14 protein-coding genes are annotated in these 12,084 nt (G+C 67.4%); 7 read left to right on the top strand and 7 right to left on the bottom strand.

What is annotated here, in order from left to right; genetic code table 11:
• Positions 1–622: 622 nt before the first annotated feature.
• From F618_RS0113890 to F618_RS0113870, 5 genes are all read right to left on the bottom strand, one after another.
• Entirely contained in the window at positions 623–1,972 is a 1,350-nt protein-coding gene (locus F618_RS0113890) for a Do family serine endopeptidase (protein ID WP_019568920.1), read from the bottom strand.
• Positions 1,973–1,985: 13 nt separating this feature from the next.
• Entirely contained in the window at positions 1,986–2,891 is a 906-nt protein-coding gene (locus F618_RS0113885) for a DnaJ C-terminal domain-containing protein (RefSeq protein WP_018144871.1), read from the bottom strand.
• A 219-nt stretch (positions 2,892–3,110) separates the two neighbouring features.
• Entirely contained in the window at positions 3,111–3,542 is a 432-nt protein-coding gene (locus F618_RS0113880) for an Hsp20/alpha crystallin family protein (RefSeq protein WP_018175884.1), read from the bottom strand.
• Between the two features lie 142 nt (positions 3,543–3,684).
• On the bottom strand, positions 3,685–3,903 hold the full coding sequence (locus F618_RS0113875; RefSeq protein WP_018144873.1) for a DUF2835 family protein: 219 nt from the start codon (positions 3,901–3,903) through the stop codon (positions 3,685–3,687).
• Positions 3,904–3,907: 4 nt separating this feature from the next.
• Positions 3,908–4,771, bottom strand: a complete 864-nt coding sequence (locus F618_RS0113870) for a YicC/YloC family endoribonuclease (protein WP_019572104.1) — start codon at positions 4,769–4,771, stop codon at positions 3,908–3,910.
• Between the two features lie 121 nt (positions 4,772–4,892).
• On the opposite strand from F618_RS0113870, the gene rph reads away from it, so the two are divergent.
• From rph to F618_RS0113845, 5 genes are all read left to right on the top strand, one after another.
• Positions 4,893–5,612, top strand: coding sequence for a ribonuclease PH (rph, locus tag F618_RS0113865; RefSeq protein ID WP_019568919.1), 720 nt, complete (start codon positions 4,893–4,895; stop codon positions 5,610–5,612).
• 7 nt (positions 5,613–5,619) lie between these two features.
• Complete coding sequence (rdgB, locus tag F618_RS0113860) at positions 5,620–6,243, top strand: RdgB/HAM1 family non-canonical purine NTP pyrophosphatase (protein ID WP_019568918.1); 624 nt, start codon at positions 5,620–5,622, stop codon at positions 6,241–6,243.
• Positions 6,244–6,524: 281 nt separating this feature from the next.
• Positions 6,525–7,793 carry a radical SAM family heme chaperone HemW gene (gene hemW / locus F618_RS0113855; protein ID WP_019568917.1) on the top strand — a complete coding sequence of 423 codons (1,269 nt, stop codon included), beginning with the start codon at positions 6,525–6,527 and terminating at the stop codon, positions 7,791–7,793.
• The gene (locus tag F618_RS0113850; protein ID WP_018649577.1) at positions 7,793–7,987 is read left to right on the top strand and encodes a CPXCG motif-containing cysteine-rich protein; all 195 of its coding nucleotides are present in this window, start codon (positions 7,793–7,795) and stop codon (positions 7,985–7,987) included. The genes hemW and F618_RS0113850 overlap by 1 nt, the downstream gene beginning before the upstream one ends.
• On the top strand, positions 7,984–8,232 hold the full coding sequence (locus tag F618_RS0113845) for a transcriptional antiterminator, Rof (RefSeq protein ID WP_018168682.1): 249 nt from the start codon (positions 7,984–7,986) through the stop codon (positions 8,230–8,232). Before F618_RS0113850 ends, F618_RS0113845 begins: the two co-directional genes overlap by 4 nt.
• A gap of 366 nt (positions 8,233–8,598) precedes the next feature.
• Here the strand turns inward: F618_RS0113845 and rho are convergent, their stop codons facing one another.
• A complete protein-coding gene (gene rho, locus F618_RS0113840) occupies positions 8,599–9,858 on the bottom strand; it encodes a transcription termination factor Rho (protein WP_018649579.1) in 1,260 nt (419 codons plus the stop codon).
• Between the two features lie 189 nt (positions 9,859–10,047).
• Positions 10,048–10,374, bottom strand: a complete 327-nt coding sequence (trxA, locus tag F618_RS0113835) for a thioredoxin TrxA (protein ID WP_012983830.1) — start codon at positions 10,372–10,374, stop codon at positions 10,048–10,050.
• A gap of 115 nt (positions 10,375–10,489) precedes the next feature.
• On the opposite strand from trxA, the gene F618_RS0113830 reads away from it, so the two are divergent.
• Together F618_RS0113830 and F618_RS15055 are read left to right on the top strand one after the other, a co-directional pair.
• Positions 10,490–11,770: a DEAD/DEAH box helicase gene (locus F618_RS0113830; RefSeq protein ID WP_019568916.1), complete on the top strand. Its 1,281-nt coding sequence runs from the start codon at positions 10,490–10,492 to the stop codon at positions 11,768–11,770.
• Between the two features lie 161 nt (positions 11,771–11,931).
• Positions 11,932–12,084: ParA family protein (locus F618_RS15055; protein WP_038071665.1), on the top strand; the 153-nt coding region annotated here is incomplete at its 3' end.

Below are 12,084 nucleotides of genomic sequence, written 5' to 3'. Positions count from 1 at the left end.
GGTTTCACCGTCGATGCTGATCCACAACTCGGCCTTGCCGACATCGACCCCGATCCGATGCGTTGCCATCATCACACCTCCCGAGCTAGCTTGGAGTTGTCTGTCGGGGCCTCACCGAACGCTGGCTTGCCATCTATCGTCGGTCCCGTGCCGATCGATTCCTTATCGGCGTTTAAGGTGAGGGGTGGGACGAACTCTCCTACCGTCTGTGCCACAGGCCAGATGCCGGCCTCGTCCCTCCACCCCGACAGACCCTTTCTAGGCCTGCCGGGGTTAAACATACAAGCCTGCTTGCAGGCGAAGGGCCCTGCCCGCGTCCGACTTTGGCAGGAGCTTCGCCTGCGAGCAGGCTCCTACGGGGCCCAGCTCAGGACATGGGGCATCCCGGCCGCCCCCACATCGTCATCCCGGAAACCTCACAGCGGTTATCCGGGATCTCCACCGCCGGAGATGAGCCGGGCGTCCGCGGAGGCTCCAGCGCGGGAGATCCCGGCTCTCCGCTTCGCTCCGGCCGGGATGACGGGGTGGGCCGGAGGATAAGGCCGGCTTAACAGTGGACACGGGGGTGCGCCGGGTGACGGAGTTGCGCGCGGCCTTGGGCGCAATGGAACACGGCCGGTCCTCAGCGCAGGGTGAGGAAGAGGGTCTGGTTGCCGCGACGCAGTTGCAGCTCCAGGGTCTGGTGTGCGGCCAGTTGTTGCGGCAGGTCGGACAGGCGCTGGATGCGCTGTCGGTTGATGGCCAGCAACACGTCGCCCGCGCGCAGGCCGGCGCGCGCCCCCGGGGTGCCGGGCTCCACCGCGATCACCGCCACGCGACTACCCCCGTCACGGCCGGTGGCCTCGGACAAGCGAACACCTTCCAGCCGCGGGTGCACGGCCGCGCCCTCGATGCGCCGCTCTTCGGGGCGATCCAGGCGGGCCACGATCCGCTGTTCGGCCCCGTCACGCAGGACATCCAGGCGCACATCGGAACCGGCGCGCAGCAGGCCGAGCCGGTTGCGCAGGTCGCCGGCGCTGCGCACCGGCTGGTCGTCCGCCCGCAGCACGATATCTCCGCTCTGGAGGCCGGCGCGTTCGGCGGCGGATCCACGCACCACCCGCGTGATCACGGCGCCCTGGGAAATATCCAACTCAAAGGCCTGGGCCAGCGCCGGGGTCAGGTCCTGCATCTCCACGCCCAGCGCGCCGCGTTCGACACGACCCTCCGCCAGCAAATGGTCGCGGATCTGGCTGGCCATGTTGGCGGGGATCGCGAAGCCGATGCCAATGTTGCCCCCGCCGCGCGCGAGAATGGCGGTATTGATTCCGACCAGCTCGCCACGCAGGTTGACCAGCGCCCCGCCGGAGTTGCCAGGGTTGATGGAGGCATCGGTCTGGATGAAGTCCTCGAAGCCGTCACCACCCAGTCCGCTGCGGCCCAGGGCACTGACGATGCCGCTGGTCACCGTCTGACCGAGACCGAAGGGGTTGCCGATGGCGACCACGAAGTCGCCCACGCGCAGGGCGTCGGAATCCGCCAGCGGGATCGCCTGCAGGTCCTCCGCGTCGATGCGGATCACGGCGACGTCGGTGGCCGGGTCGGTGCCCACCACCTCGGCCTCGTACTGGCGGCCATCGTAGAGCGTGACCAGGATCGCGTCGGCGCGCGCGATCACGTGGCTGTTGGTCAGGATGGTGCCGGCCTTGGCGTCCACGATCACGCCGGAGCCCAGACCCTGGCGTTCCCGTTCACGCGAACGCTCGGGGACATCGAAGAAACGGCGGAAGAAGGGGTCGTCGAACAGCGGGCTGACCGACTCCACCACCCGCGAGCGGGTGGCGATGTTCACCACCCCGGGGATGGTGCGCTCGAGCATCGGCGCCAGCGAGGGCAGGGGCTGGCCGTCCACGGCCGCCGGCAGCTGGGCGGTGGCCGGCGCGGCCCCGAGCAGGGCCAGGGCCAGGATCAGAAGGGGAACCAGCCGACGCATGGGCGATCCTCGATCAGGGCGCCAGGTTGGCGCGCGGGGCGAAGGACGACTCCTTGGCCATCTTGCGGTACCAGTCACCGGCCTCATCCTCCGGCGGGACCTGCACCAGCAGCTTCAGGTAGAGATCACCCGGTGGCTTGCCCGGCAGTCCCTTGCCCTTCAGGCGCATCTGCTTGCCCGACTGGGTACCGGCCGGGACCTTCAGGTTGACCCAGCCATGCGGCGTGGGCACCTCGATCGTCGCGCCCAGCGCGGCCTCCCAAGGGGTGATCGGGATGTCGCGGTAGAGGTTGCGACCGTCCAGCGTGTAGCGATTGTCCGGCTTGACCCGGATCTCCAGCAGTAGGTCGCCGGCGCCACCACTGCCAACGCCCGGGTCGCCCTGGCCGCGCACCCGCAGGCGCGAGCCATCCTTGGCCCCGGCGGGGATGCGCACGCGCTGCACCCGGCCCTCGGCATCCTGAACCGAGACCTCGGTGCCCTTGAGCGCCTGATCCAGGCTGATGTCCACGCGCCCCTCGCGGTCGGCGCCGCGCATGTTGAAGCCGGCGCCGCCACGGCGACGCCCCCCACCCATGCCGCCACCGCCGAAGATCGAGTCGAAGAAGTCCGAGAAGCCGCCGGCATCGGCGCCCCCGCGGGCACCGCCGTATTGCGCCCGGCCGTCCCAGCCGGGCGGCGGACGAAAGTCCTGTCCCTGGCGCCAGTTAGAGCCCAGCTGGTCATAGGCCTTGCGCTTTTCCGCGTCGCCCAGGGCCTCGTAGGCCTCGTTGACCTCCTTGATGCGGGTCTCGGCGTCCGGGTCCTTGCTGACATCCGGGTGGTACTTGCGCGCCAGCTTGCGGTAGGCCTTCTTGATCTCGTCCTGGCTCGCGTCGCGGCTCACACCGAGGACCTTGTAGTAATCCTTGTATTCCATTGCGTTCCTCGAGCGATTGCGTCTGAGTCCTCGGGTGACACCCGGATCCCGCCACATGATAGCCGGGATGCGGCTGTCACCCCGGGAAACACGAGCCGCAGAAAAAGATCCGTGCCTCCCAAGGTTCAAAAAAACGGGCGCCACCGCGGGTGGAAACCCGGGGCAGCGCCCGTGTCTCGCCCGGTGGGCGAGCATCCCCACCGGGCGCGTGAGGCCGGATCAGTTCTCGATCTGGATCCGGCGCGGCTGCACGCGGGCCTGCTTCGGGATGCGCACCTCCAGCACGCCGTTCTCGCTGCGCGCGGAGATGTTTTCGGCATCCGCCGTATCCGGCAGCGAGAAGCGGCGGAAGAACGAGCCACGCACGCGTTCGATGCGCTTGTAGCCATCCTTCTCTTCCTCGCTTTCGTGCTTGCGCTCGCCGCGCAGGGTCAGCACGCCATTCTCCATGTGCAGTTCGATGTCCTTCGGGTCTACCCCGGGGATATCGGCATGCAGCACGTAGGCATCGGTCTCTTCGCGGATGTCCACTGCGGGGGCCCAGTCGGAGGTCGCGGCGGAGTCCTCGGTGCCGGGCATGTCCGGCATGCGCCCAAGTTCGCGCGACAGTTGACCGAGCAGGCTGAACGGTTCGTAGCGGGTCATGGTCATGGCATTCCCTCCTGTGTGGGTGTCATCTGACTCACCCTTACAGTTAGGGGACACTTCCCGCGTTTTCAAGGGCCTGAGAGAGACGGCGCTCACTGTACTGGCCCGCACTCGCGCCGATTGTGCAGGCTGAGGAACGCCTCCCTTACACACGGCGAAACTCCCTCAGCTTGTAGTCATCGTCAGTGATCAGTTCGAACACGCCATGCACGCCGCGCTGATCCAGATGGCTGCGCAGCAGCCGCGCCGGGAATTGCACGCTTTCGCCGCTGTCGGCCTGCGCAAAGACCACCGCGGCGCGGCCAGTGTAGTAGTCCTCCATCTCCTGGCGCGAGATCGCCAGGCGCAGGCGAAACCGGCGCATCGCGCTATTCCAGGTTTTGCACCTGCTCGCGCAGCTGCTCGATCAGGACCTTCATTTCCACTGTGGCACGCGTGATCTCCAGATCGTGCGACTTGGAGGAGATGGTGTTGGCCTCGCGGTTGAACTCCTGCATCAGGAAGTCGAGCCGCCGACCGCTGGGCCCGCCCTGGTCCAGGATCTCGCGCACGGCCGCCACGTGACCGTCGATGCGATCCAGCTCCTCGGCAATATCCATGCGCTGGGCCAGTAACGCGACCTCCTGTTCCAGGCGTTTCGGGTCCAGGTGCAGGTCCAGTTCGCGGATACGCGCCAGGATGCGTTCGCGCTGCTCGTCGAGCATCGGCTGACGCCGCGAGTGGACCGTCCGGGCATGCTCCGCCAGGGCCTCCAGGCGCGTGCGCATGCCATCGGCCAGGGCCGCCCCCTCCGTCGTACGCATTGCGACCAGGGCCTCCAGCGCGGTGTCGAAGCCGGCCAGTAGCGGCTCCGCCAGGACCTCGCCGGCATCCGAGGCGCCCTGCAGGACGCCGGGCCAGCTCAGCACGTCCAGCGGCGAGACCGGGGCCGGATTGCGCATCCTTCGCTCGATCGCCGCGCAGGCATCGATCAGCGCCTGCGCGCGCTCCTGATCGAAGGCCTCCGGGGCGTTGTCCGCCTGGCCCCGGTCGCGCAGCACCACGTCCACCTTGCCGCGTGCCAAGTGGCCCTTGAGGCGCTTACGCACCTCGGCCTCCAGCGAGCGCAGGTGATCCGGCAGGTGGATCCGCAGCTCCAGGTAGCGGTGATTGACGCTCTTGAGCTCCCAGTCGAACACGCCCCCGTCCAGGGTGATGGCGTGCCGGGAAAATCCGGTCATGCTGGTAATCATTATTCCCCCGTTGCGGTCCCTGCTGCGCAAGGCATGAGTGTAGTGCGTTACCCCACTGGGCGACGCACTACACTCATGGCCCGTATACTGCGCCCCTCTCAAATCTAGCAAGGATCACAGCATGCGACCCAGTGGCCGAGCAGCCGACGCGATGCGCGCCGTGCGTTTTACCCGCCATTTCACCCGTCACGCGGAGGGTTCCGTACTGGTGGAATTCGGGGACACGCGCGTGCTGTGCAACGCCACGGTGGAGTCGCGCGTGCCGCCGTGGTTGAAGAACAAGGGCCGCGGCTGGGTCACCGCCGAATACAGCATGCTGCCGCGCTCCACCCACGAGCGCATGGTGCGCGAGGCCGCCCGGGGCAAGCTGGGCGGTCGCACCATGGAGATCCAGCGCCTGATCGGCCGCTCACTGCGTGCCGCGGTTGATCTCGAGGCCCTCGGCGAACGCCAGATCATCGTCGACTGCGACGTGATCCAGGCCGATGGCGGCACCCGCACGGCCGCGATTAGCGGGGCCTACGTCGCGCTGCGCGATGCCATCCGCAAGGCACGCGAACAGGGCCTGATCCGCAAGGACCCGCTGCACGGACACCTGGCAGCGGTCTCCGTGGGCATCTTCAATGGCACGCCGGTGCTGGACCTCGATTACGACGAGGACTCCCAGGCCGAGACCGACCTGAACCTGGTGATGAACGAGGCCGGCGGGGTAATCGAGATCCAGGGCACGGCCGAGGGCCACGCCTTCCGCCGCGACGAGCTGGACCAGATGCTGGATCTGGGCGAGAAGGGCATCCGCGAGATCTGCGACGCCCAGCGCGCCGTTCTGGCCGAAGGCTGATTTAGGCATGACGGGCGAACCGCGGCGCGTGGTGCTGGCCACCGGCAACCCCGGCAAGCTGCGCGAGATCCGCACCCTGCTGGAGCCGCTGGGCCTCGCGGTCGAGCCGCAATCGGAGCATGGCGTGCCGGAGGCCGAAGAGACCGGCCTGACGTTCGTGGAGAACGCCATCCTGAAGGCGCGCAACGCAGCCCGGCATACCTGGCTGCCAGCGATCGCCGACGACTCCGGGCTGGAGGTGGAGGCCCTGCGCGGCCAGCCGGGGATCTACTCCTCGCGCTACGCCGGTACGGACGCCGACGATGCCGCCAACAACGCGCGGCTGATGGAGGCGTTGCAAGGCGTTCCACCGGAACAGCGGGGTGCGCGTTTCCGCGCCGTGGTGGTGTACCTGGAACACGCCGAGGACCCGGCCCCGATCATCGCCGAGGGCGTGTGGCCCGGACGCATCGCCGAGCAGGCCAGCGGCGCCGAGGGCTTCGGCTACGACCCGTTGTTCTTCGTTCCGGAGGAAGGCTGCACCTCGGCCGAACTGGACCCGGCGACCAAGAACCGCCTGAGCCACCGCGGCCAGGCCCTGCAACAGCTCGTGGCCAGCCTGCGCAACCGTATGGGCAACCCGACGGCCTGACACCCGGTCCTGCCTGGCTCCGGGGCGCATCCAGGGAGATCGCCACGGCGCTGCGCGCCTCGTGATAACGGTGTCTTTGTGCCCGTCGTTGCGAGGCCCCGCAGGGGCCGTGGCAACCTCCCGACGATACCCCGGCGCATATTCGGGCCCGCGTCGGGGTCCGGCCCGGGAGATCGCCGCGCGCCTGCGGCGCTCGCGATGACCGTGATTCCGGTCACCGTCATCGCGAGGCGCGAAGCGCAGAGGCGATCGGCGCGAAAACCCAGACGTCGGAGGCCGCAATGACGGGACTGGGTGCTTTCGACGCCACCCGGGGGCTCGCCTATGCTCCGCACATGAACTCCGCCCTGATCCATCCGCCGCCGCTGGCGCTGTACGTGCACCTGCCCTGGTGCGTGCGCAAGTGTCCGTACTGCGACTTCAACTCCCACGAGCCCCGCGGCGAGGCGCCGTTCGACGACTACGTGGCGGCGCTGCTGCGGGATCTGGAGGGCCAGCTCCCGGATGTATGGGGGCGGCGGCTGGAGAGTGTGTTCATCGGTGGCGGGACCCCGAGCCTGTTCCCGCCGGAGGCGCTGGACGCTCTCATGTCCGGTCTGCGTGCCCGCCTGCCGCTGCGCCCGGACTGCGAGGTGACCCTGGAGGCCAACCCTGGCACCGCCGATCGCGCCTACTTTCGCGGCTACCGCGAGGCCGGGGTCAATCGGCTGTCGCTGGGTGTCCAGAGCTTCGACGATGCGATGCTCGCCCGGCTGGGCCGCATCCACGGCGCCACCGAGGCCCGCGACGCGGTGGAACATGCCCGGGCCGCCGGCTTCGAGGCGATCAATCTGGATCTGATGTTCGGCCTGCCGGGTCAGTCGGTGGCGGCCGGGCTGGCGGACCTGCAAGCGGCCATCGAACAGGACCCGGGGCACATCTCCTGGTATCAGCTGACCCTCGAGCCGAACACCCTGTTCGCGGCGCGCCCACCCGAACTGCCGGAGGACGTCACAATCGAGGAATTGTTCACCCGCGGCCAGTCCCATCTGGCGGCGGCTGGCTATACTCGATACGAGATATCCGCCTATGCACGCGCGGGGCAGGAATGTCGCCACAACCGCAATTACTGGACCTTCGGCGACTACCTCGGCATTGGCGCCGGGGCCCACGGCAAGCTGACGCAGGTGCACGATGGCACGATCCTGCGGCGGGTGAAGCCGCGCCAGCCGGAGGCCTATCTCGCCGGGCCGCAGCAGCACAACGATCAGACCGTGCCGACGGCGGAGCGCCCCTTCGAGTTCATGCTGAACGCGCTGCGACTGGTGGAAGGTGTTCCGGCCGCGAGCTTCGAGGCGCATTGCGGCCTGCCGCTGGCGACGCTCGAGCCGGCGCTTTCCGAACTGCGCGCGGACGGGCTGCTGGGGGCGGATACGGAGCGCCTGCAGGCCACGGAACGGGGCCTGGCGTTTCTCAATGACGTGCTGGAGCGTTTTCTTCCGGAAGGGACTCCGCAGGACTCGATCGCCACGCCGATAGCCTGGCCCGCGGGCCGGGAGGAGGGTCGATAATGCGTCCCGTCGAGTTTGTTGATTTCGCCTGCCCCTGGTGCGGCGAGCCCGGCGAGATCACGGTGGACATGGTCAGCAATGACCGCGAATGGGTCGAGGACTGCGCGGTGTGCTGTGCCCCCATCGTGTTCCGCCGCGAGGATGCCGGCGACGAGGAGATTCCGCGCGTCGCTGCCCAGCGGGAGGGCGAGTGAGCGCGGCGCCACCGTATACCCCGATCGACTGCGAGCGCTATTCCGAGCTGGAGCTGGCCATCCTGCGCGGTCAGTCCCTGCGCACGCACTGGCGCCGCGGGGAGATGGACCGCATCGCGATCGTGCGGCCGCTGGACTTGCGCACCCGGCGCAGCGCGGAGTACCTGATCCTGCGTGACGCCGAGGGCCGGCGGCAATGGTGGCGCCTGGACCGGCTGATCAGCTTCGAGCCGGTCCCGGGCTGAACGCCATCCGGGCTGCGACCGGCGAGGAGGCTCGTCTGATCGCCGCACCACAGAGGGCACAGCGGACACGGAGAAGGGCGCAGGGGGTTGTCGGGGGCGGTAGACACCGCTGGATCATGCACAACGCAGAAGGCGTGGACCCTTTTGGGGTACGCCCGTAACCGGGCTTCCGGCAACTTGCCATCCCCTGCGAATCAACAGCCCTGCAATCCCGCTGGACCAGAATGGGCCTTCTCTATGCGCTCCGTGCCCTCTGCGGGCAACCAGGAGGGCTCGGAGCGCCAAGCCGGGAGGGACCGGGGCTGCGTGGGGCGATCGCTTCGCTGGCGCTCGCGCTGACAGGGGACGGGCTGCGCCCGCCCCCTGTCAGCTGCGCTTCATCTGGTCGAAGAATTCGGAATTGGTCTTGGACGACTGCATGCGGCCGAGCAGGAATTCCATGGCCTCGATGTCGTCCATGCCGTGCAGGAACTTGCGCAGGATCCAGAGCTTTTGCAGCTCCTCGGGTGCGGTCAGCAGCTCCTCGCGGCGGGTGCCGGAACGGTTCACGTTGATCGCAGGATAAATGCGCTTCTCCGCGATGCGGCGCTCCAGCTGGAGCTCCATGTTGCCGGTGCCCTTGAACTCCTCGTAGATCACCTCGTCCATCTTCGACCCGGTCTCGACCAGTGCGGTGGCGATGATGGTCAGGCTGCCGCCCTCTTCCACGTTGCGCGCGGCACCGAAGAAGCGCTTCGGGCGATGCAGGGCGTTGGCATCCACACCACCGGTGAGCACCTTGCCGGAGCTGGGCGAGACGGTGTTGTAGGCGCGCGCCAGGCGGGTGATGGAATCCAGCAGGATCACCACATCGCGCTTGTGCTCGACCAGGCGCTTGGCCTTCTCGATCACCATCTCGGCGACCTGCACGTGGCGCTGGGCCGGCTCGTCGAAGGTGGAGGAGACAACCTCGCCCTGAACCATGCGGTCCATCTCGGTGACCTCTTCCGGGCGCTCGTCGATCAACAGGACGATCAGATAGCACTCGGGGTAGTTGCCGGCGATGCTCTGGGCAATGTTCTGCAGCATCAGCGTCTTGCCCGCCTTGGGCGGGGAGACGATCAGGCCGCGCTGGCCCTTGCCGAACGGCGAGACGATGTCGATGATCCGCGCGGTGATGTCCTCGGTGGAGCCATTGCCGCGCTCCATGCGCATGCGCTTGTTGGCATGCAGCGGGGTGAGGTTCTCGAACAGCACCTTGTGCTTGGCGTTCTCCGGCGGCTCGAAGTTGATCTCCGAGACCTTCAACAACGCGAAGTAGCGCTCGTTGTCCTTGGGCGGGCGGATCTTGCCGGAGATGGTGTCGCCGGTGCGCAGTCCGAAGCGTCGGATCTGGCTGGGCGAGACATAGACGTCGTCCGGCCCGGCCTGATAGGAGCTGTCGGCACTGCGGAGAAAGCCGAAGCCGTCGGAGAGGATCTCGAGGACACCGTCGCCAAAGATGGCTTCGCCGCTCTTCGCGTGAGCCTTGAGCAGGGCGAAGATGATCTCCTGCTTGCGGGCACGGGACATGTTCTCGATGCCTTTTTCTTCGGCAAAGGCCACGAGATCGGCAGCGGACATCCGCTTCAATTCGGTCAGATTCATGCGTGGGATGCTGTGTTCAACGTGGATGATCGGCGACCGGGGGTGGTCACTCGGATTGACTGGAAGGAGGCAGGGAATGGCCTGGCGGCCACTCGAACTGGTTCGATGGTAAGCGAGGCGGCGGCGCGGGGCAACCCCGGTGAAGCCGGGCGCCTGCGAGGCCTGGCGGTTAACCGCCAGGCCCGGGTGTTACAGGTGCTGATCCAGGAACGCAGTCAGCTGCGACTTGGACAGGGCACCGACCTTGGTGGCCTCGACATCGCCGTTCTTGAACAGCATCAGCGTCGGGATCCCGCGGATGCCGTACTTCGGCGGCGTGGACGGGTTCTCGTCGATGTTCAGCTTGGCGACCTTGACCTTGCCGGCGTATTCTTCGGCGATTTCGTCCAGAATGGGGGCGATCATCTTGCAGGGCCCGCACCACTCGGCCCAGTAGTCCACCAGGACCGGCTGATCCGCCTTCAGGACGTCCTCGTCGAAACCGGCGTCCGATGTGTACACAATTTTGTCGCTCACTCCGAGCCCTCATGACTTGGGTTGGGGGAGCAGCCCGCACCGCCGGCTGCACGGCCCTTACTATCGACGATCAACGCCGGACAGTTCAAGTAATACGCAGGAACCGAGGAACCCCATGACCGAAACCGTGCAGGACACACCCCGCTTCGACCAGCTCGATCTGCCCGAACCCGTCCAGGCGGGCATCCGCGCCACCGGTTTCGAAACCTGCACCCCGATCCAGGCACAGACCCTGCCGATCGCGCTGGCCGGCCACGACGTCGCCGGCCAGGCCCAGACCGGGACCGGCAAGACGGCCGCCTTCCTGATCGCGACCTTCAACCGCCTGCTGCGCCAGCAGCCTTCGCCCAACCGGCGGCCCACGGACGTGCGCGCCCTGATCCTGGCCCCGACCCGCGAACTGGCGATCCAGATCCACAAGGATGCCGAATCGCTGGGCGCCGAGACCGGGCTGAAGCTCGCGCTGGCCTACGGCGGCACCGGCTACGACAGCCAGCGCGAACAGCTGGAGGCCGGCGCCGACATCCTGATCGGCACGCCCGGACGCATCATCGACTACTTCAAGCAGAAGGTCTTCGGGCTCAAGCACACGGAGGTGGTGGTGCTGGACGAGGCGGATCGCATGTTCGATCTCGGCTTCATCAAGGATGTGCGCTTTCTGATGCGTGGCTGCGCGCCGGCCAGCGAACGCCTGTCGATGCTGTTCTCCGCCACGCTGTCCTTCCGCGTGATGGAGCTGGCGTACGAGCACATGAACAATCCGGAAAAGGTCCAGGTCGAGGCCGAGACCCTGACTGCCGACCGCGTGCGCCAGGTGATTTACTACCCGGCCAACGACGAAAAGATCCCGCTGCTCCTCGGGCTCGCACGCGACCTCAAGCCGGAGCGCGCCATCGTGTTCGTGAACACCAAGCACGGCGCCGAGAAGGTCTGCGACTGGCTGAACGTGAACGACCAGAAGGCCGCGCTGCTGTCCGGCGACGTGCCGCAGAACAAGCGCTCGCAGCTGCTGGAACACTTCGCCGCTGGCGAATACACCTACCTGGTGGCGACCGACGTGGCCGCCCGCGGGCTGCACATCCCGGCGGTCACGCATGTCTTCAACTTCGATCTGCCGCAGTCCGGCGAGGACTACGTGCACCGTATCGGGCGCACCGCACGTGCGGGCGCCGAAGGTGACGCGATCAGCTTCGGCTGCGAGGACTCGGCCTTCTACCTGCCGGATATCGAGAGCTATCTGGGCGAGCGCATCCCCACCGCGAGCGTGGACCCGGCACGCCTGTTCCAGGATGCGGTCAAGCCGAAACCGCGCCCGCGCAAGCCGCGCGACGATCGCCGCGGTGGCCCGCGCTCCGGCGGAGGCAGCCGCCCGCAGCGCAGCGGCAACCGGGGCTGAGCGGACGCGGGAAAACCACAGAAAAAGATGGTGCCGGCGAGAGGAGTCGAACCTCCGACCTATCGATTACGAATCGGTGCCGGTGACCAAACAATGTAGAGGGCGTTACGTCAGGTGACCCGTGAGGACTGGTAAACACACCAGTACCAAGGGGCACCATTATGACAGTCCGAATCACGACCACATCAACCAAGGGCGGTGTCGGCAAGACCACCGTCACGGCCAACCTCGGCGCCTACCTCGCGGACCTCGGCTACAAGGTCCTGCTGATCGACGCCGACATCCAGCCCACCCTGTCCAGCTACTTCCCGGTG

The organism is Thioalkalivibrio sp. ALMg13-2 (assembly GCF_000381185.1).
Taxonomy (GTDB): Bacteria; Pseudomonadota; Gammaproteobacteria; order Ectothiorhodospirales; family Ectothiorhodospiraceae; genus Thioalkalivibrio; species Thioalkalivibrio versutus.
Note: the sequence above shows the minus strand (reverse complement) of the source record. Positions and strands in the feature narration are given on the sequence as shown.